This window comes from Azospirillum sp. Sh1 (assembly GCF_008365135.1).
Lineage (GTDB): Bacteria > Pseudomonadota > Alphaproteobacteria > Azospirillales > Azospirillaceae > Azospirillum > Azospirillum oryzae.
Window position 1 is genome coordinate 1 of sequence record NZ_VTTK01000025.1, and the last position, 20,547, is coordinate 20,547.

Below are 20,547 nucleotides of genomic sequence, written 5' to 3' on the forward strand. Positions count from 1 at the left end.
AGAATGGCGGCATAACACGAACCGGAACCAAGCTTATTTTAGCCGCAAATCTGTCCGGGAAATGGGGACCAGCTCAGCCAACGCGATGCGCACACGGGCGACGGCGGAGGAAATCCGGTCTTCGAAAAGCTTCATGTCTTTGTCCTCACTGGTGGGGGGTGCTCACCACTGCCGGTGCTTCGACAGGCTGGTGTGAAAAGGGGGCGACGGAGGAAGGGAGTGGCTGCGGCCGCGAGAGCAGCGCCAGGATGGAGGGCGCCTCGCGGGGGTCATCGTCCCAGGCACAGGGGGCGGCAGCGAGCCCGATGGCCGCCGCCATTGCGAGAAGGACACGCATCGTGCTGTCTCCCACGGTGGATGTATGATAATCATTATGATCGTAACAACATTGACGTGCCGCCGTGCCGGGCGGTTGCCGCGATGGTGATCAGGACAACCGAACTTCCGGTGACGACATGAGCCGCAATACCGCCAGCACACCCGCCGCCCCCACCTCCGACCCGCCGGCTGCCACACCGGCCGGGAGGTCGCAAACCGCCAGGCTGGCCGATTTCATGTGCTTCACGATCTATTCGGCCAACCTCGCCTATTCGCGGGTCTACAAACCGGTGCTGGAGCAGCTTGGCGTCACCTATCCCCAGTACATCACCATCATCGCCCTGTGGGAGGAGGATCGGCAGACCGTCAAGAGCCTCAGCGAGAAGCTGTTCCTCGAACCCAGCACCATGACGCCGATGCTGCAAAGGCTGGAGTCGATGGGCTATGTCACGCGGACACGCGACGACGAGGATGAACGCAGCGTGCGCGTCTCTCTGACGGAGGCTGGCCGGCAACTTCGCGAGAAGGGCTTTGGCTTCGGCGAGATGACGGTGAAGGCCTCCGGACTTCCGCCGGACGAGTTCCGAGCGCTCCAGAGAGCGGTCGCCCGACTGCGCGACAACCTCCGGCAGGCCGGCAAGTGAAAGAGATCGGATGCGGAGGGTCGACGCCATGAGGGCCTCTCCTCAGCCGAAGGTGAAGGCGTAGGCGTCGACACCGGGATCGAGAAAACGCACCTCGAACGTCCGTTCCCGCACCGCGCCCGCCTGTCGCACCAGCTGATAGAGCCGGGTTTCAGAAACGGTGCCGTAGCCCTCGGCGTCCGTGTCCGTTCCGTGATCCGGCCCAGGGGCCATGCCGTCGACCAAGACCTGGAAACGGACCGGCTTGCCATCCTGGGCTGGGCCGAGGATGAGGTGCAGGTCGCGCGCCCGGAAGCGGTAGGCGATCGCCCCGCCAGCCCGATTCAGCCGCGCCTGCTCGGCCCCGACCGTCCAGTTGCCGGAGAGCCCCCAGCGATTGAGCCGCAGCGCACCGACCGTATAGTCCTGCGGCCGGTCGATGCCGTCCCGCTCCGGCGACGCGAAGTTCGCAGCCTGCCGATAGCCGACATAGGTTTCGCCGGAGCGGATTTCGTCGAGGTCGGCGGGCGCCTGCGCGCCCTGCCCCGTCGGGCTGACCAGCCTGCCATCCTCGTCCCGACGTCCGGCGGCCTCTGCCAGCAAATCCTGAATGACCCGTTCGGTCTGCTCGTACCCGCCCTCCCCGAACTGATGATGGCGGATGCGGCCCATGGCGTCGGCGATATAGAAGGCCGGCCAATAGCTGTTGCCGAACGCCCGCCAGATCCGGAAGTCATTGTCGATTGCCACCGGGTAGGTGATGGCGAAATCCCGCAGCGCCGTCTGCACGTTCCCGATCCGCTTTTCGAAGGCGAACTCCGGGGCATGGACACCGACCACCACCAGCCCCTGGTCCCGGTACTTCTCCGCCCATGCCCGCAGGTACGGCAGCGTCCGGATGCAGTTGATGCAGGAGTAGGTCCAGAAATCGATCAGGACGACCTTTCCTCGCAGTTCCTCGGTACTGAGCGGCTTTGAGTTCAGCCAGTCCGTCGCACCGTCCAAGGACGGGAGAAGGCCCTCGACCGGCAGGCTGCTGCGGTAGACACGCCGGGCATCGGCAAGCACCAGACCCGTCGCGGACGTCTCCGGCGCACCCGACGCTCCGGAAGCCGCAGGGGCAGAGGCGGGAGTGAACCGGTCGATCAGCGACTGTTCGACGCCGGACGTTCCGGCATAGGACAGGCGGGCCAGCAGCCCGGTGTCGAGCCCCAGGGCTATGACGCCGACACCGGCAAGGACGGCGATGCCGAGTCCCTGGCGCAGACGCTCCCCGATGCCGAGCGACCGCTTCATCACCGCCAGCAGCCGGCCGCCGGCCAGAAGGGCGAGCGTCAGGGAGGTCGCCGCTCCGGCCGCATAGGCCGCCAGCAGCAGGGTGGTTTGCAGGCTGGCGCCGTGAAGCGCCGCACCGGTCAGGACCAGCCCGAGGATCGGCCCGGCACACGGTGTCCAGAGCAGGCCGGTGGCGACGCCCAGCAGAAGCGATCCGGCAACACCGGCCCGCCCGGACAGCCGGTTGCCGGCGGCGACCAGCGGACGGCTGAACATCGCCGCGGCGCGCGGCGACAGGAGCGTCCATCCGAACACGGCCATCAGCGCGATGGCGGCGGCCCGCCCGGCTCCGTTCGCTTCCACCGCCCAACTTCCGCCGACAGCGGACAGCGTGGCGACACCGGCGAAGCTGACCACCATGCCGAACAGCATCGGCAGGACGCTGCGGAACAGCGGCTGCCCCGCACGGGAGAAGACGAAGGGCACGACCGGCAGGATGCAGGGACTGACGATGGTCAGGACGCCCGCCAGGAAGGAGACGAGAAAGAGGATCATGGCTGAACCCTTTCGAAATGCCGGGCACGGGTTGACGCCCGGCCCACAAATCACTGGGAGATCACTTAGGAAGTCGTTGGGAGACCGCCTCGGCCGCCTCGACGATCAGGGCGGCGACGGCCTCGGGCTTGGCGGCATAGACGGCATGGCTGGCCTCGACCGACCGGACATGGCTGCCGGCCCGGCGGGCCATCTCCAGTTCCAGCTCCGGGTTGATCGACCGGTCGGCGGTCGCCACCAGCGCCCAACTCGGTTTGGATTTCCATGCCGGTTCGCCAGCCGGCGCCGTGAAGGCGTCCTTCGCCGCGAAGACTTGGGAATGGGCGAGGAAGGCCGCATCAGCCGCCGGAAGGTCCGCGGCGAAGGCACCGGCGAAAGCCGGCGGGTCGAGGTAGAGGTAGCCGTCGGCGGTGGCCTTGACGGCCCCCGGCTCGGCACCTGACACCGGCTTGCTCTCGGCCAGTTTGGCGAGGCTCTCGCCCTTGTCGGGCTGGAAGGCGGCGACATAGACCAAGGCCGCGACATGGCTGTCGTTCCCGGCCTCGCTGATCACCATACCGCCATAGCTGTGGCCGACCAGGACGGCCGGGCCCGTCTGAAGGGAGAGGACGCGGCGGGTGGCCGCGACATCGTCGCCGAGCGAGGTCAGCGGCTGCTGGACGATCGACACGGCATAGCCCTTGGCGGTCAGGATGTCGGACACCCTGCGCCAGCCCGAGCCGTCGGCGAAGGCGCCATGCACGATGACCACGGACTTCACCGGGGCGGCTGCGGCCGGCGACCAGGGAGCGCCCAGCGACAGGGCGAGACCGAACAGGGCAGCCGGAAACTTGCACCGGAGCATGGAGGTATCCCCTCATGTGATTTGCGTCATAATGATTATTTTGATAAGTACATTGCGGAACGGCAGGCTGTCCAGACGGAACGATGCGGATGCCGGCTCGCGGCAGGGGTTTTTTGTACCGGCATGTATCAGCCGATAGGGCGGATACAGACCGACACAAACCGCCGGAAGCGGGCAGGGCTCCACCCGTCACAAGACCGCCGAACAGCAGCGGGGTTCGACCGAATGGATCACATCGACCACGTCCTGATCGTCGATGACGACCGCGACATCAGGGAACTGGTGTCCGGCTATCTGAAGAGGAACGGCCTGCGCGTGACCCTCGCCGCCGACGGACGGCAGATGCGGTCGTTCCTGGAGCGCGACCGGGTGGATCTCATCGTGCTCGACATCATGATGCCGGGCGACGACGGGCTGGTTCTGTGCCGGGAGCTTCGCGCCGGGCGGCATGCCACGACGCCGGTGCTGATGCTGACCGCGCGCAACGACGAGATGGACCGCATCCTCGGCCTGGAGATGGGGGCCGACGACTATCTGGCGAAGCCGTTCGCGGCGCGCGAGTTGCTGGCGCGCATCAAGGCGATCCTGCGCCGGGCGCGCATGCTGCCGCCCAACCTCCAGATCAGCGAGGCCGGACACCTGCTGAGCTTCGGCAGCTGGAGGCTCGACACCGTCGCCCGCCATCTGCTCGACCAGGACGGCACGGCCGTCGCGCTGAGCGGTGCCGAATACCGGCTGCTGCGCGTCTTCCTCGACCACCCGCAACGGGTCCTGTCGCGCGACCAGCTTCTCAACCTGACGCAGGGGCGCGAGGCGGAACTGTTCGAACGGTCGGTCGACCTGCTGGTCAGCCGGCTCCGGCAGCGGCTGCGCGACGACGCACGCGAGCCCAGCCATATCAAGACGGTCCGCAACGAAGGCTATGTGCTGGCGATGCCGGTCGAGATCACGAGGACAAGGCCATGAGCGGCGCGGCAATGAAAGGCGCAGCCCGCCGGCTCCACCGCTTCCTGCACCCGCCGCGCACCCTGCGCTGGCGGCTGTTCCTCATCCTCCTGACCGGGCTTGTCCTGGCGCACGGGCTGTCCTTCGGCGCGCTGTTCCTGGAGCGCACCAGTGCCGCCAAGGCGATGATGCTCGGTACGCTGGAGCAGGATGTGGCGACCTCGGTCGCCCTGCTCGACCGCCTGCCGCCGGAGGAGCGCGGCCGCTGGCTGGCGGTGCTGGAGCGGCGTACCTACCGCTACGAGCTTGGTCCCGGCCTGCCGGGCGTGCCCGAACTGAGCAGCCGCGGCGCGGAGATCGCCCGCGCCATCAACAGCGGTGCCGGCCCCGGCTTCCCAGTGGTGGTCGAAAGCATTCCGGGTGACCGCCCGCATCTCCAGGCCCATGTCACGCTTCGCGACGGTTCACCTGTGACGATCGACGTGACGCCGGCGCTCATGCCGCTCGCCGCCTGGCTCCCCCTGCTGCTGGTCGGTCAACTCCTGCTGCTGGTCCTCTGCACTTGGCTTGCCATGCGGCAGGCGATCCGCCCGCTGGCGCGCTTCGCCAAGGCGGCCGAGACGCTCGACCCCGGCGGCACGTCGGCACGGCTGGAGGAGGACGGCCCGAGCGAGGTCGCCCATGCCGCGACCGCCTTCAACGCCATGCGGGACAGGATCGCCCATTACCTGGAGGAGCGCGTGCGGATCCTCGCAGCCATCTCCCACGACCTGCAGACACCGATCACGCGCATGGCGCTGCGGGTCGAGATGGCGGAAGACAGTCCGGAGAAGGAGCGGCTGCTCCGCGATCTGTCGCAGATCGAACGGCTGGTACGCGAAGGGGTGGCTTATGCGCGCAGCGCCCATGGCGACGTCGAGACTCCGGCCCGCATCGATGTTGGGTCCTTCGTCGAGAGCCTCGCCTTCGACTATCAGGACATGGGCAAGCCGGTGACCGTCCGCGGGCTCTCCGGCGTGGTGCTGACAACCCGGCCGCACGCGCTGCGCCGCATCCTGACCAACCTGATCGACAATGCCCTGAAATTCGCCGGAGAGGCCGAGATCACGGTGAGCCGGGACGGCGCCGGCCCGATCGGCATCGCTGTCCGCGACACCGGCCCCGGCATTCCCGAGCATCAGCTCAGCGCCGTCCTCCAGCCATTCTACCGGCTCGAACAGTCCCGCAACCGTGACTCCGGAGGAACCGGACTGGGGCTGGCCATCGCCCACCAGTTGGCGCTGGCGATCGGCGGGTCACTGACGTTGCGGAACCGGCCGGCGGGCGGCCTCTGTGCCGAGGTGACGCTCGGCTGACCGGGGGCTAACCGTTTCCGAAGGCGGTGGTGAAGACCGCCCAGCGTTCATCGAACAGCCGCGAGAGGGACGGCACGTCCGCCGCTGCGTCTTCGCCGAGCCGCAGGCGGTTGTTCACGCCCTCCAGCAGGTCGATCAGGATCCCGCAGACCGAAGCCGGATCGCCGGGTCGCAGTTCGCCCGCCGCTTGCGCGGTCGAAACGAGCCCGACCAGCGGTTCCAGGGCATCGCGTGACCAGGATGCCAGCCGCTCCCGAAGAACCGGCGAAACCGCGGCCTCGGCGCTGACAGAGAGATAGAAGGCGGCGTAGTCGCGCGACGACCCGATCTCGACATAGCGGAACGCGGCGCGGCGCAGTGAGTCGAGCGCTCCCTCTCCCTCCCCGCCGGCAGCGGCGGACAGCAGGGCGTCGCGGAACCGCAAGACGTCACGCCCGACCACGGCCTCAAGAAGGGCGGCCTTGTTGGGGTAACGGCGGTAAAGCGTGTGCTTGGACACACCGAGTTCTGCCGCAATCTCTTCCAAACCGCTGTTGGCGACGCCCTTGCGGCAGAAGACGGCCCTGGCGCCGTCGAGGATGCGCGCATCTATGGCCGCGGCCTGCTCCCTGGTCGGTCTCCCTCCGGGCTTGCGTCCACCGATGTCCACGCTCACGTCCTTTCAATTCTCTACCCACCGCCAAAACAGCACAGGATCGTTGCGTTTTCCACCACCACCTGATATCAGCACGTATGCGTGCTGATATCTCGACTCCAACAAGGGGTGACGCATGGCGGCCATTTCCCTGTCCCGGATCAGTTGGGTGACGCCACATGGCCATGGTGTCCTGACCGGTCTCGACCTGAATTTCGGACAAGAGCGCACCGGCCTCGTCGGACGGAACGGCATCGGCAAGACAACCGTGCTGAAACTCATCACGGGAGAACTCAAGCCAATGACCGGCAGCGTCCAGGTCACCGGCACGCTCGGCCTGCTGAAACAGGTGGTCCAACCCGGCGAGCGGGAAACGGTGGCCGACCTGTTCGGCGTGACCGGGGCGCTCGCCCTCCTGCGCCGCGCCGAGGCTGGGACGGCAAGCGTGGAGGAACTGGCGGACGCCGATTGGACGCTGGCGGAGCGCATCACCGCCGCCCTGGCCCGCGTCGGGCTCGATGCCGGTCCCGATACCCGGCTGGCGGAGCTGTCGGGCGGCCAGCGGACGCGCGCCAGCCTTGCCGCGGCGGTCTTCGCCGCACCCGATTTCCTGCTGCTTGACGAACCGACCAACAATCTCGACCGCTCCGGCCGCGACGCGGTGGTCACCCTCCTCGCCGGCTGGCGGGCCGGAGCGATCGTGGTCAGCCACGACCGCGAGCTTCTCAACCAGATGGACTCCATCATTGAACTGACCTCGCTGGGCACGACGCGTTACGGCGGCAACTGGACGCACTATCGCGAGCGCAAGGCGACGGAACTGGAAGCGGCACAGCAGGACTTGGCCCACGCGGAAAGGCAGGCGGCGGAGGTCCGGCGCAAGGCGCAACTCGCGGCGGAACGGAAGGATCGGCGCGATGCAGCCGGGTCACGGAAGGCGGCACAAGGAGGCATGCCCCGCATCCTGCTGGGCGCACGCAAGAGCAACGCCGAGGCAAGCCGGGGTGCCGGCGCCAAACTGGCCGACCGCCAGCGGGCGGAGGCCCAGGCCGCACTCGCCTCGGTGCGGTCCCGCATCGAGATCCTGCAGGACCTCTCGGTGGCGCTGACACCCACCGGGCTTCCGGCCAACCGGACCGTCCTGCAGCTGGACAGCGTCACCGCAGGCCATGACCCGGACCATCCGATCATCCGCGACCTCTCCTTCACGATGGAGGGGCCGGAACGGGTCGCCATCGTCGGACCGAACGGATCGGGCAAGACGACGCTGCTGATGCTGATCGCCGGCGGGATCGCGCCGATCCGGGGAACGGTGTCGGTCGCCGTCGACTTCGCCATGCTGGACCAGCGCGTCGGCATCCTCGATCCCGCCGCGTCGATCCTCGATAACTTCAAACGCATCAATCCCGGCGCAACCGACAATGCCTGCCGGGCGGCACTCGCCCGCTTCCTGTTCCGGGCGGACGCGGCGTTGCAACAGGTCGAGACGCTGAGCGGCGGACAGATGCTGCGCGCCGGCCTCGCTTGCACGCTGGGCGGACCGCGGCCACCGGCGCTGCTGATCCTGGACGAGCCGACCAACCACCTGGATATCGAATCGGTCGAAGCGATGGAGGCGGGGCTGAGATCCTATGACGGTGCCATCCTGCTGGTCAGCCATGACGAGACCTTCATGACCAACATCGGCATCAAACGGCGGCTGAGCCTCGGCCCACGGGGAGGCGGGAGCGCTTAGCCTCTGCCGGCATCGTCGATCCGGAACGGGATCGGGACGGTCACCCCCGTCGGGACTTTGTATCCCACTGTATCCGATGGGCCGGACGATACAGACGCTTTCACCATGCCCGATGGCCCGACATGCGGGGGATACATCGGCATCGGATGTTGCAGCCAGGAATGAACGCATCAAAGGAGAAATCGATGGCACGGGACATAGAGACGGAGACCGTCGGCACGGCCCTGGTCGACCATGGGCGGCGGCGCTTCATCGGCACGGCGACCCTCGCAGCCGCGGCGGCCAGCCTCGGGCTGGGAATGGGACGGGCGAAGGCAGCGGAACCACCCGCGGCCCGGCCGACGGCGGGATCCCCCTCGCCCACCGGCTTCAAATCGCTGAAGCAGATCGATGCCGGACCGCTCAACATCGGCTACGCCGAGGATGGTCCCGCCGACGGGCCGGAGGTTCTTCTCCTCCACGGCTGGCCCTATGACATCCACAGCTATGTGGAGGTGGCCCCCATTCTGGCGGCGGCCGGCTACCGTGTCATCGTTCCCCATCTGCGCGGCTACGGCACGACGCGCTTCCTGTCCGCCGCGACGCCGCGCAACGGCCAGCAGGCAGCCATCGCCGCCGACATGATCGCCCTGATGGATGCGCTGAAAATTCAGAGCGCGATACTTGCCGGCTATGATTGGGGCGCCAGGACGGCGAACATCATGGCCGCACTCTGGCCGGAACGCTGCAAGGGCATGGTTTCGGTGAGCGGCTATCTGATCGGCAGTCAGGACCTCAACCGGGCGCCGCTGCCTCCCAAGGCGGAGTTGCAATGGTGGTATCAGTATTACTTCGCGACCGAACGCGGCCGGGCCGGCTATGCGAAGTATACGCATGACTTTGCCCGGCTCATCTGGCAACTCGCCTCTCCCAACTGGGCCTTCGACGACGTCACGTTCGAACGGTCCGCGGTTTCCCTCGACAATCCGGACCATGTCGACATCAGCATCCATAACTACCGCTGGCGGCTCGGCCTTGCGGAGGGGGAAGCGCAGTATGATGCGCTTGAACGGGCGCTGGCGGCCTTCCCGACCATCAAGGTTCCGACGATCACCATGGAAGGCGACGCCAATGGCGCGCCGCATCCGGAACCGGACATGTACCGTGCGAAGTTCACCGGCCGGTACGAGCATCGGCTGATCACCGGCGGCATCGGTCACAACCTGCCGCAGGAGGCGCCGAAGGCCTTCGCCCAGGCCGTGTTGGACGTCGGCAAAGCCTGACCAAGGCTTGGCCGCAAAAGCGGCATTGGCCTTTCGGTTGGATGTCGACAATGCGGATGCCGATGGAGTTCGCAGTCGACGCTGGCCAAGAGCCCGAAGCAGCCTGATGGTCACGAACCCTGATCTGCGGCCCCCTGCCCGAGGGTATGGAGGACTGGGGGCTGCGGCAGGCCGAGCATGGATGCCATGCTGCGGCGATGGCGGACAATGTCGGCCAAGGTGTAGTCGTCGAGGACGGCCAGGAAGGCCTGCAACGCCTCATGCAGGGCGCTGCGCAGGTTACAGGCCGGACTCAGTCGACAGAGGGGCGGGTCCTGCAACGCGCCCATGCAGTCGACGATGGCCATGTCCTCTTCGGTGTAGCGGACGACGTCGCCGATCCGGATCAGCTCGGCCGGACGACCGAGGCGCAGTCCGCCGTTCCGTCCCCTCACGGTTTCGATATAGCCGCCACGCCCGAGATCGTTCGCCACCTTCATCAGATGGTTTTTCGAAATGCCATACACCTGCGCAACCTCGCTGATGGTCGGCAACCCCTCCTGCCTCACAGCGAGGTACATGAGCAGGCGCAGAGCATAATCCGTATAGCTCGACAAGCGCATCGCCGACCAAACCTGCATAAATTCTACATCAATATATTCGTGCTTCTTGAATTCTGCAATCGACCCTTCCATTCCGTCATGGCGGAACGCCGGCCGAAAATGCAGTTCAATGGGCGCCGCACGATCCTGATGGCGTTGTCTGGCGGCAGGCTGTCGACATGGCCCCTCAGTTCGTCGCCGGGGAAGTCGCCAGCCGCGCTCTCCACCCCTTCATCGACCTGCTTGCCGTCCATTTCGCCCGCCATCGGGAATGGCTGAACCCCTTCGACCCCACCTCCACGCAGTCAGGAGCTGGCCCCGAAGGGTCGCCCCTGCACAGGGACTGAGCAGCCATGCAGGAGGCTTGAACCCGCATCGCCGCCTGATGAGATGCAGCATCCTCACCCGGCGACATTAACGCGGACAAAATCCGTCTTCGTTTCTGCTTGCGCCGTTAAACGCGGACTGATATGGTCTGCGTTATTGGGTGAGCAGACGAATTGCGGTGATCCGCAGGGTCCGAACGCTCGCCGCCGCCATTCGCCATTCCCGGCGTTTCAATCGGGCACCGGATGCCCATCGGACAAAAGAGGGACTCATGAAAATCGTCGTCATCGGTGGAACGGGACTGATCGGTTCCAAGCTTGTCGCCACTCTGAGCGCCAGCGGCCACGAGGTCGTTGCCGCCTCGCCCAGCAAGGGCGTTAACACCATCACCGGCGAGGGATTGGCCGGCGCGCTGGCCGGGGCCGGGGTGGTCGTTGACGTGTCCAATGCCCCGTCCTTCGACGAAACGGTCGTGACTGATTTCTTCCGGACCTCCGGCACCAATCTGGCCGCTGCCGAAGCGAAAGCCGGCGTCCGCCACCATGTTGCCCTATCGATCGTCGGCACCGACCGCGTCTCCGACCTCGGCTATTTTCGCGCGAAGGTAGAGCAGGAGCGGCTGATCGCGCAGTCCGGCATTCCCTACACCATCGTCCGCGCCACCCAGTTCCTGGAATTCCTCGCCGGCATCGCCGACGGCCATGCCGATGGCGACACGGTGCGGCTGGCGCCGGTGCAGTTCCAGCCGATTGCCGCGGACGATGTGGCCGCCATTCTGGCCGAAACCGCGCTTGCGGCGCCGCTTGACGGACACATCGACATCGCAGGTCCGGACCGCGGCCCCTTTGCCGACATCATCGGCCGATATCTCAAGGCAGCGGGCGACCGCCGTAGCGCCGTCGGCGATCCTGCAGCCCGCTATTTCGGCGGCAGCGTCACCGAACTCTCCCTGGTCCCCACCGGTCCCGCCCGCCTTGGCCACATTGGTCTGAACGATTGGCTCGAACGGTCCCGGATCGGTGGCTGATCGACGTTCCGCCTCATTGGCGTCCGTTACGCGGTGCCCATCCAACACCATCGATCGCTGAAGGACCAGAACCATGAAGCGCTTTCTAGCCCCTCTCCTGGTTGCGACCCTGCCGTTCGCCACGGCTCTCGCCGATACTCCCCAATCGAAAAATGCCAAGGTGACCCTGGTTTACGAACACGCGCTGCCCGACGTGCCCGGCAAAAGCGTCAAGGGCGTGCTGGTCGAATATGGTCCGGGCGGCTATTCGCCTGCCCATACCCATGCGAAGTCGGCGCTCATCTACGCCACCGTCCTGGAGGGGGCGATCCGCAGCAAGGTCAATGACGGCCCGACCAAGACCTATCGGGTGGGCGAGAACTTCACCGAACTGCCGGGCGACCACCATGGGGTCAGCGCCAACGCCAGCGACACCCGACCGGCGAAGCTCCTCGCGGTCTTCGTCGTGGACACCGCGGATTCGGAGCTGACCACGCCGGACAAGAAGTGACGAAGGAATTGCGGAACAGGGACGGCTTGCGCTTTGAAACACGGATGACTAACGTCCCTGTTCCTTTGCATCCTGTCGGAACCAGCCATGGCACATCTCACCGTCAGCGTCGAGTACGGCATTCACTGCCTTCTCTGGCTGGTCTCATCGGGTGACCAGCCGCTGAGTAGCCGCGATCTGGCCGAATTGCAGGGCATCTCGCCGACCTTCCTCGCCAAGATCTTTCCGAAGCTTGAAAAAGCGGGGCTCGTGATGGCCAGCGAAGGTGTGCGCGGCGGCTATCGGCTCGCCAAAGCTCCGGAGGACATCACTTTTCTCCAAATCGTCGATGCGATCGAGGGCGACAAACCGCTTTTCGATTGCCAGGAAATCCGCGGCCGCTGCGCGGTGTTCGGGCAGCGGCCGCCCTCCTGGGCGACATCCGGCGTCTGTGCGGTGCATGCGGTGATGCTGCGCGCGGAAAAGGCGATGCGGGCGGAATTGGCCCAGGAGACACTTGCCAATGTCGCCAATACATTCGGCCGAAAGGCCCCGCCGGAATTCTCCGACAAAATTGCGCACTGGATGCAGGACCGGTTCGATGCCCGGACCTCGACACGCACGTCGCGATCCAAATGAATCGTCCGTCATCCCCTAGGCGGATCGCAGAGCATCGGGCATTGAGCTTGGACGCGGCGTCGGGACCGAGATCATCGCATTAACATTCATAAAATAAGTATGATTTGTATCACTGGGAGGCCCGTAACCGTGCGACCCGCCCACAAACCTCATTGACGAGCGCAGAGCGGTGCCTCGATCAACCGCTTCTCTCTCGACCGTCATCCGAATCCCGGGAGCGAAGTGCGACAATCTGTCCGCTCTTAAAGATATATTTTTTGCGCATATTATAGCCACACCATCAAGCGGCTGGCGCCATCGGCGACCCGCTCGATGCACCTGACACGTCACGCTGTGGACGCCGTCGACAACCGCCGACAGAGCGTACCGGCGCACTGGAGCCGAGGAGCTCAGATCATGAATACCTTGATCCTCACCACGCATCACACGCCGCGCAACGTCAGCGACCACATCGCGCTGGGCTTCACCAAGGCGCTGCGCCTGCTCGCCGACACCTTCTTCGCCAAGCGCTACGGACATCGCGCCATCGTGCTGGAAACGGTGGCGGCGGTTCCGGGCATGGTCGGCGCGACGTTGCAGCATCTGCGCTGCCTGCGCCGCATGCAGCATGATCAGGGCTGGATTCACACCCTGCTCGACGAGGCCGAGAATGAACGCATGCACCTGATGACCTTCATCGAGGTGGCGAAGCCGAACTGGCTGGAACGCGCCCTGATCCTGCTGACCCAGGGAGCCTTCTACAACGCTTTCTTCCTGTTGTATCTGGTCTCGCCGCAGACGGCCCACCGTGTGGTCGGCTATTTCGAAGAGGAGGCGGTCATCAGCTACACCGGCTACCTCGCTGAAATCGATGCCGGCCGTCACGCGAACCCGCCGGCCCCGCGCCTTGCCATCGACTACTGGCAGCTTCCGGAAACCGCCACCCTGCGCGATGTCGTGCTCGCCGTGCGCAATGACGAGGCCAACCACCGCGACGTGAACCACGGCTTCGCCGATACGCTGGCCGGCCAGCCGTCTGCCGATGCGGATCACCGTGACGAGCCGCGCAAGGCGGCTTGATCGCGCATGAGGGACACCCTGCGATAATAAGAATTGTTCGCATTCCAAGTTCAGTGCGGCTATACCGGTGTGATCGGCGTCCCGGGCGATGGCCCCACGGATGCCGGTCCCTTCGTTTCCGCCATTCCGCGCATCCGTGACCGACACCTTCCGCCCTGCCCTGTCCGATGACCTCCGCTCCCGGCCCGCCCGATGACCGGCCCTGTCGGCACCTGGGCGCGCAGGATCGCGGAACTGTTCGATGCGCATCGGCTGCGAGTGGAGCGTGCCATCGCCCGGCGGACCGGCGATCCGCAGACGGCGGGCGATCTGGCGCAGGATGCCTTTTTGCGGCTGGCCCGCCTGCCCGACGGCGAGGCGGTGCAGAATCCGGCCGGTCTGCTCTATGTGGTGGCCGACCGCATCGCGCTGGACCATTGCCGCGCCGCCAAGCGCCAGCGCCTGCGCGAGTCCGGTCCGCCCGACGAGGAGTTGCCGGCCGTCGGCCCCGGCGCCGACGCGGTGGTGGAGCGGAACCAGACCATGGCCCGGCTGCGCGGCGCCATCGATGCCCTGCCGCCCAAGACCCGCGAGGTCTTCCTGCTCTACCATGTCGAAGGCCTGCCCTACCGCGCCATCGGCGAACGGCTCGGCATTTCCCCGCGCACGGTGGAGTACCATCTGCGCACGGCGCTGGAACAGTGCCGCGCCCATATGAAGCGGCGCCCGCCGCGATGATCGGCAATTTCCCTTCCCCAGCAGGCGATTTTCTTTGAGGGATCGGCCTTCGCTGGGCGTCTCACCAAACACGAGGCAACAGGAGCTTGCGGCAAGACGCGATGGATCATCGGGATGAACGGCAGAAGGATCCGGTAGATGGGGATCCGGCGGACGGCGGACCGGATGAGGACCGGCTGTTCTCGGAAGCCAACGCGTGGTTCTTCCGCCTGCAGTCCGACGACCTCACCCCAGTGGAGCGTACCGCCTTCGCCGAGTGGCTGGCCCGCAGCCCGGCCCATTCCCGCGCCTGGAGCGAACTGCGGACCCTCCTGCACAACCTCAAGGAACCCGCCCGCGCCGCCTATGCCGGGTCCCGCATTGCGCCTCGCCGCCGTCCGCCGATGGCCGCTGCTCGGCGCTTCGCTGCGGCGATGGCGGTCCTGCTGGTGGCCGGTGGGCTCGGCGTCTGGCGCGGACCGACGCTCTACCAGAATGCCGTCGCCGATCAGGTGACCTCGACCGGGCAGCGGCGGACATTGACCCTGCCGGACGGCTCCACCGCCGAGATGAACGGCGACACCGCGCTGGTTCTCGATTTCCGCGATCGCGAGAGGCGTGTCCGGATTCTGCGCGGAGAGGCGTGGTTCCACGTCACCCGCGATCCCGACCATCCCTTCGTCGTCGATGGCGGGGCGGGTGCCGCCCGCGTGCTGGGCACCCAATTCAGTGTCCGGCGTGAGGACGACCGCACGACGGTGACGGTCGGCGAGGGGCTGGTGGAGGTCGCCGCCCGTCGAAACGCCGACAGCCACGCCCCCTGGCCCCACAGCATCCGCCTGCACCCCGGCGAAAGCGCGGAGGCCGACCCCCACGGCCTGACCGGGCCACGGGCGGTGGATCCCGCCGTCGCCTTCGCATGGCGCCAGGGTCAGATCGTCTTCCGTCAGCAGTCACTCGCCTCGGTCATCACAGCGCTGAACCAGCAATGGCCGGGCCGCGTGGTCCTGCTGAACGACGAAGCGGCGGAGCGCGTGGTTTCCGGCGTCTTCGCGCTCGACCGGCCGGATGCCGTGTTCGATGCGCTGGAGCGCGGCCTCGGCGTGCGCGCCATCCGCATCACCCCCTACCTGACCCTGCTTGAGGGGAGCGCGACAGGTGTCAGGTAAACAACGCCGCCATTATCAACCAAAGGGTTCTGCTGCAAAGTCGGCGTTATGGTGGAAGTCATTCTAGTTTTAACAGCTTCAGGCAGCAGCCCCGAACAGGGTGGCGATGAAGGAGACCTGGCTGCCCATGTCTTTGGCGGGAATGGCGGCCCTTGAACGGGTCCTTCGTGGATCGCATCACCCTGCCACCCCAACGGCCAAACGGGGCTGGGTTCTGTACGATCCGGGTTGAGCCGGAAAAGCTGCGACAGAGCCGTTGACGGTGCCGTCGGGAATCAGGAACCCGTCCGCGTCGAGGGCTGGTCTGCCAGGGCGCATCTGATGGCGGTCAGCAATGGGTCCGGACTGAGTGGCTTATGCAGCAGCAGGAAGCCGCTGGCACTCGCCTCCCGGATGCGTGCGGGCGAGGTGTCGCCGGTCAGGAGGATTCCAGGCAGTTGGACGGCGAAGTGCCGCGCCAGCCGGCTGATGACCTCCGATCCGTTTTCCGTGCCCTTGAGCCGGAAATCGGCGATGACCAGGTCTGGCGCTTGGTTCGCCAAGCGTTTCACGGCGGTATCGCCGTCTGGTGCCGCCACCACCTCATACCCCTGTTCCTGAAGAAAGGCGGTGACCCCGTCGAGGACCGCCGGGTCGTCGTCGACCACCGCGACCCGCTCGCCGTTGCCTCCGTTGGGTATCGGCGTCTCCTCGTCCTTCGGAACGGGATCGTTCTGACTGGCTAACGGAACAAGGATCTCGAACATCGATCCCCGCCCCGGCGTCGACCGGACCCGGATCGGGTGCTGAAGCAGCGTGGCGAGGCGTTCCACGATGGCAAGCCCCAACCCCAGCCCCTGCCGGCGGTCGCGCTCCGGATTGTCGACCTGATGAAACTCCTCGAAGATCGAGGCCAGCTGGTTCGGCGGAATGCCGCGCCCGGTGTCCCAAACCTGGATGCGCAGGTTCGTGCCGGCACGGCGGCACCCCACCAGGATGCCGCCCTTGTCGGTGTATTTGATCGCGTTGGCGATGAAATTCCGCAGAATGCGCTCCAGCAGCTTGGGGTCGCTCCGCACCGCCAGGTTGGTCGGAATGCAGCGCAACTCCAGGCCGGCTGCTTCGGCCAGTGGCGAAAATTCGGCGCACAGTGAAGCGATCATCGTCTGGATCGAGCAGGACCGCAGCATGACCTGGATGATGCCGGCGTCCAGCCGCGACACGTCCAGAATATCGTCAAGCATGACGGTCATGGCGCCCAGCGCGTTGCCCATGCTGGCCAGCAGCTTGGCTGCCGCCTCGCCCTGAGGCTGCATGGTCACCAGATGATGGAACATGATCAGGGCCTGCACCGGCTGCCGCAGATCATGGCTGGCAGCGGCGAGAAAGCGGGTCTTGCTGGCGCTCGCCTGTTCGGCCGCGGCCTTGGCGGCGGCGAGGGCCTGGCGGACGCGCACCTGCTCGGTGACGTCCTCCATCGCCAACAGGATCAGCCTGCCCGCCTGATTCAGGCGGCGGGCGTTCAGCAACAGGGTGCGTCGGGTGAGGTTCCGGCCATCGGCGTCTTGGCCGCCGGCCTCCTGGTTATCGGTGTCCCGACCAACGGTCAGTTCCAACGCCTCGATGACCGTGCCGTTGGGGATGATCCGTTCCAGCGCCCGGCGCAATCCGGGATCGGCCAGCAGACCGCCGGCCATTTCGGCCAGCCGGGCGCCCTGCACGTCCTCCGGCGTGGTGGCGAAGATGTGATGGAAGGCCGCACTGGCGCCGACCACCCGCAGCGTCTCGTCCAGCACAAGCAGAGGTTCGCGCACCGTGTCGACGATGGCCTGGGCGAAATCGCGCTCCGCCCGCGCTGCGCGCAGCACCCCGGCCCGCTCGATGACCAGCCCCAGCACGCTGGCGATGGCTTGGACGAATTCCAGGTCGGCGTCTCCGAACCGTCCAGCCGTTTGGCTGAGCACCGCGAGAACGGATGGTCCCCGCGTCCCGTCGCCGAAGGGGACGCCCAGGCCGCTGACGGCCGGACCGCCGGGCAGCGCCAGAGGGGAGCGGACGCGCTGATCGGTGGCGAAATCCTCGACGATCAGCGGCTGCCGGGACCGGAACACCCGTCCGACCAGCGTTGCCATGTCGGTGGAGATCCTGACCGCGGGGTCTTGCGGAACGGAAAATCCGACGCTACCGAGGAGGACAAGGTCGTCGGCATCCCCGGTGCGGCGGCCGGACGGATCGTCGCCGGGGCCGAGGATGGCGACGCCGTCCACGCCCAGCCCTTCGGCGATGAGGTGGGCCGCTTCCGCCAGCGTCTCCGGCCCGTCGGCCCCGACGGGATCCTTGCGTCCGAGATCGGCGATCAGCTTGTACTGGCGGGCACGCAGAGCCATGGCCAGGCTGGTTCGCTTCAGCGGCGTCACGTCGCTGAAGGTGATGACGACGCCCTCCACCTGGGCGTGCTGGGTGCGGTAGGGCTGGATACGGCGCAGGTACGTGGTGTCGCCGTCCATCGACACTTCCCGTTCCGACGGCGTCATGGACGACAGCACGGAGCGGATGTCGGTCAGCAGGCAGGGGTCGGAGAAATGGCGGGCGATGTCGGTGATCGGGCGTCCGGTATCCTGCGGCAGCAGGGCGAACATCCGGGTCGCCGGCGGAGTGAAACGCTTGATCCGCAGATCCGATGACAGGAAGACCGTGGCGATGTCGGTGCTGCTCAGCAGATTGCCGAGGTCGTTGGTGGTCGCCTCCAGCTCGTCGACCTTTTCATGGAGCTGGGTGTTCAGCGTGCTGAGTTCCTCGTTGAGGGATTGCAGCTCTTCCTTCGATGTCTCCAGTTCTTCGGTGGTCGATTGGTACTCCTCGCCGATCGACAGGATCTCCTCGTTGGCGACCCGCAATGCCTCGCTGGTCGCGCTGAGTTCCCCAATGGTTTCGTTCAGCTCCTCGCGGGTCATGCGCAGCTCGCTTTCGAGCTGTTCGACGCTGTCCATGGCGGCCGGCAGCACCGGGGCCTCGCCAGTCGGGATGCTTGGTGCCGCGTCGCCGGCGGTGAAGGTCACCAGCAGCAGTTCGTTGCCGGCCCGAGGGAAGCGCACCGGGATCACCAGGATGGTCACCGGCACCATAACCCCTTGGCGCTTGTGTCTGATCCCCGAGATCTGGACCCGTCCGTGCGAAGCGAGCGCCTGGGCGACGGCGCGGCGCAGTTGCAGGCGCAACTCCCCGCGCGTCATCGCCGTCAGGTCCCAGGGCGGCTCCCCCGTCGGCAGGTCGAGAAACTCGCCGGTCGGACCGAACAGGTATTGGACCCGGTGCTGACCGTCGATCAAAACAGCCGCAGGCGCATATTCCAGCAATAGCGCCTGTCGGATCAGGTCGGCCGGGCTGTTGCCGCGCAAGGGGGCGGGCGGCGCCGGCAGCGTGATCGCGGATCGCCCGCCCGTGGACGGAACCGACATCGCGCTGCCGCGGGTGGTGCCGACCTTCCGGTAAAGGCGCCATTTCTTGGATAATGGCCGGAACAGGTCGGAGCGCGCGTCGATTGTCTCTGCGGTGCCGAGGAGCAGGCCGCCATTCTCGACCAGAGCGAAATGGAACAGTGCGAAGATGGCCTTCTGCACATCCGGCTCGATGTAGATCAGCATGTTGCGGCAGCTGATGAGATCGAGCTTGGAAAAAGGTGGATTGCTGAGCAGGTCGTGCTGAGCGAAGGACACCGCGTCGCGCAACGGCTTGGCCACCTTGTAGCCGCCTTCGGCCTTGGTGAAGAAGCGGTCGAGCCGTTCGGCGGACACGTCCACCGTGATGGTTTCCGGATACAGGCCGGTGCGGGCGATGGTCAGCGCCCGGCTGTCCACGTCGGTGGCAAACACCCGGAAGTCGGGGGACGATCCATTCTGCGCGCAGGCCTCCAGCAGCAGGATGGCGATGGAGTAAGCCTCCTCCCCGGTGGCGCAGGCCGGGACCCACACGCGGATCGGCTTGCCCGCCGGCCGGCTCCGCACCAGCGGGGCGATGAAATCGTCAGCCAGGGCCTCGAAAGCCGGACCATCGCGGAAAAAGCGGGTCACGCTGATCAGAATGTCGCGGGACAGCAGTTCGATCTCGGCGGGGTGCGTGCCCAGAAAGGCCCGGTATTCGGACATGTCGCCGATGTGGTGAATTCCCATTCGCCGTTCGATGCGGCGGGAAAGCGACCGCGGTTTGTAGGCCCGGTGGTCTCGCTTGGTCTGTACGTTCAGCAGGTCCAGGATGCCATCCAATGCATCGTCCGGCGCCTCTACACTCTGTAACGCCACGGGGCCGAGATAGGGCTGGTGAACGAAGTCGACGATGACGCCGGGCATGCGCTCCGGCGCCAGGATGTAGTCGGCCATACCGGTGGCGATGGCACTGTTCGGCATGCCGTCGAACTCGGCGGTCGTCGGGTCCTGGACGACCACCAATCCGCCGCACTCTTTGATCGAGCGGAGGCCGTTGGTGCCGTCCGCCCCGGTCCCGGACAGCACGACGCAGATCGCCTTCTCATGCTGGTCGGTCGCCAGCGTACGGAAGAAGATGTCGATGGGCAGGCTGGCATCGGCCGACATCTTCGGTTCGCGAATACGCAGTTGGCCGGCCTCCATGGTCGGCAACAGGCCCGCGGGAGCGATGTATATGTGATCGGCCTCCAGCAGAATGCCGTCATGCGCCGTTTGGACCGACAGCGGCGTTGCTTTTGCCAGCAGATCGGACAGCAGCCTCTCGTTGTTCGGAATCCGGTGCTGGATAACAACGAAGGCGAGGCGGCTGGCCGTCGGCACGGCGCCGAGCAGCGCGGTGATGGCCTTCAGGCCGCCGGCCGAGGCGCCGATTCCGACGATTGCCAAAGGACCGGTCTGGGTGTCCCGCCGTTCGGTCCGAGCCATGGGCTCCTGGCCATATCGGTCCGAGCCTTCATCCGTTGAAATCATGACCGGCCTCCATCCCATACCTCGATCCCGACCCACGATGGTCTTAGCCGATACCGCCATACCGCCATACCGAACCTTTTTGGTGGGATGGCAGTGCGGTGGA

The 20,547-nt window shown here is 66.3% G+C and carries 17 protein-coding genes; 12 read left to right on the forward strand and 5 right to left on the reverse strand.

Annotated elements, in window-relative coordinates:
* Positions 1–455: 455 nt before the first annotated feature.
* Positions 456–962, forward strand: coding sequence for a MarR family transcriptional regulator (locus FZ029_RS22065; protein ID WP_149271937.1), 507 nt, complete (start codon positions 456–458; stop codon positions 960–962).
* Positions 963–1,004: 42 nt separating this feature from the next.
* Here FZ029_RS22065 and FZ029_RS22070 read toward each other — a convergent pair whose 3' ends face one another.
* Together FZ029_RS22070 and FZ029_RS22075 are read right to left on the reverse strand one after the other, a co-directional pair.
* Complete coding sequence (locus tag FZ029_RS22070) at positions 1,005–2,771, reverse strand: cytochrome c biogenesis protein DipZ (protein WP_149271938.1); 1,767 nt, start codon at positions 2,769–2,771, stop codon at positions 1,005–1,007.
* A gap of 61 nt (positions 2,772–2,832) precedes the next feature.
* The gene (locus tag FZ029_RS22075; protein WP_149271939.1) at positions 2,833–3,615 is read right to left on the reverse strand and encodes an alpha/beta hydrolase; all 783 of its coding nucleotides are present in this window, start codon (positions 3,613–3,615) and stop codon (positions 2,833–2,835) included.
* A gap of 225 nt (positions 3,616–3,840) precedes the next feature.
* On the opposite strand from FZ029_RS22075, the gene FZ029_RS22080 reads away from it, so the two are divergent.
* Complete coding sequence (locus tag FZ029_RS22080) at positions 3,841–4,581, forward strand: response regulator (protein ID WP_149271940.1); 741 nt, start codon at positions 3,841–3,843, stop codon at positions 4,579–4,581.
* Complete coding sequence (locus tag FZ029_RS22085) at positions 4,578–5,915, forward strand: HAMP domain-containing sensor histidine kinase (protein ID WP_247892435.1); 1,338 nt, start codon at positions 4,578–4,580, stop codon at positions 5,913–5,915. Before FZ029_RS22080 ends, FZ029_RS22085 begins: the two co-directional genes overlap by 4 nt.
* Positions 5,916–5,922: 7 nt before the next feature.
* Here the strand turns inward: FZ029_RS22085 and FZ029_RS22090 are convergent, their stop codons facing one another.
* The gene (locus FZ029_RS22090; RefSeq protein WP_211104188.1) at positions 5,923–6,570 is read right to left on the reverse strand and encodes a TetR/AcrR family transcriptional regulator; all 648 of its coding nucleotides are present in this window, start codon (positions 6,568–6,570) and stop codon (positions 5,923–5,925) included.
* Positions 6,571–6,685: 115 nt separating this feature from the next.
* Here FZ029_RS22090 and FZ029_RS22095 point away from each other — a divergent pair, with 115 nt between their 5' ends.
* Both FZ029_RS22095 and FZ029_RS22100 read left to right on the forward strand, forming a co-directional pair.
* A complete protein-coding gene (locus tag FZ029_RS22095) occupies positions 6,686–8,284 on the forward strand; it encodes an ABC-F family ATP-binding cassette domain-containing protein (protein ID WP_149271941.1) in 1,599 nt (532 codons plus the stop codon).
* Positions 8,285–8,469: 185 nt separating this feature from the next.
* Positions 8,470–9,546 carry an alpha/beta hydrolase gene (locus tag FZ029_RS22100; RefSeq protein WP_149271942.1) on the forward strand — a complete coding sequence of 359 codons (1,077 nt, stop codon included), beginning with the start codon at positions 8,470–8,472 and terminating at the stop codon, positions 9,544–9,546.
* 110 nt (positions 9,547–9,656) lie between these two features.
* Here FZ029_RS22100 and FZ029_RS22105 read toward each other — a convergent pair whose 3' ends face one another.
* Positions 9,657–10,148, reverse strand: a complete 492-nt coding sequence (locus tag FZ029_RS22105) for an Rrf2 family transcriptional regulator (protein WP_149272010.1) — start codon at positions 10,146–10,148, stop codon at positions 9,657–9,659.
* Between the two features lie 158 nt (positions 10,149–10,306).
* On the opposite strand from FZ029_RS22105, the gene FZ029_RS33110 reads away from it, so the two are divergent.
* From FZ029_RS33110 to FZ029_RS22135, 7 genes are all read left to right on the forward strand, one after another.
* Positions 10,307–10,474, forward strand: a complete 168-nt coding sequence (locus tag FZ029_RS33110) for a hypothetical protein (protein WP_188052017.1) — start codon at positions 10,307–10,309, stop codon at positions 10,472–10,474.
* 158 nt (positions 10,475–10,632) lie between these two features.
* Positions 10,633–11,481, forward strand: coding sequence for an SDR family oxidoreductase (locus FZ029_RS22110; protein WP_247892436.1), 849 nt, complete (start codon positions 10,633–10,635; stop codon positions 11,479–11,481).
* Between the two features lie 73 nt (positions 11,482–11,554).
* Positions 11,555–11,971, forward strand: a complete 417-nt coding sequence (locus FZ029_RS22115) for a cupin domain-containing protein (RefSeq protein WP_149271943.1) — start codon at positions 11,555–11,557, stop codon at positions 11,969–11,971.
* 87 nt (positions 11,972–12,058) lie between these two features.
* Complete coding sequence (locus FZ029_RS22120; RefSeq protein ID WP_149199919.1) at positions 12,059–12,589, forward strand: Rrf2 family transcriptional regulator; 531 nt, start codon at positions 12,059–12,061, stop codon at positions 12,587–12,589.
* 396 nt (positions 12,590–12,985) lie between these two features.
* On the forward strand, positions 12,986–13,648 hold the full coding sequence (locus FZ029_RS22125; RefSeq protein WP_149271944.1) for an alternative oxidase: 663 nt from the start codon (positions 12,986–12,988) through the stop codon (positions 13,646–13,648).
* Between the two features lie 192 nt (positions 13,649–13,840).
* A complete protein-coding gene (locus FZ029_RS22130; RefSeq protein ID WP_149271945.1) occupies positions 13,841–14,365 on the forward strand; it encodes a sigma-70 family RNA polymerase sigma factor in 525 nt (174 codons plus the stop codon).
* Positions 14,366–14,466: 101 nt separating this feature from the next.
* The gene (locus FZ029_RS22135; protein ID WP_149271946.1) at positions 14,467–15,513 is read left to right on the forward strand and encodes a FecR family protein; all 1,047 of its coding nucleotides are present in this window, start codon (positions 14,467–14,469) and stop codon (positions 15,511–15,513) included.
* Positions 15,514–15,788: 275 nt separating this feature from the next.
* Here FZ029_RS22135 and FZ029_RS22140 read toward each other — a convergent pair whose 3' ends face one another.
* Complete coding sequence (locus FZ029_RS22140) at positions 15,789–20,399, reverse strand: chemotaxis protein CheB (protein ID WP_247892437.1); 4,611 nt, start codon at positions 20,397–20,399, stop codon at positions 15,789–15,791.
* Between the last annotated feature and the right edge of the window lie 148 nt (positions 20,400–20,547).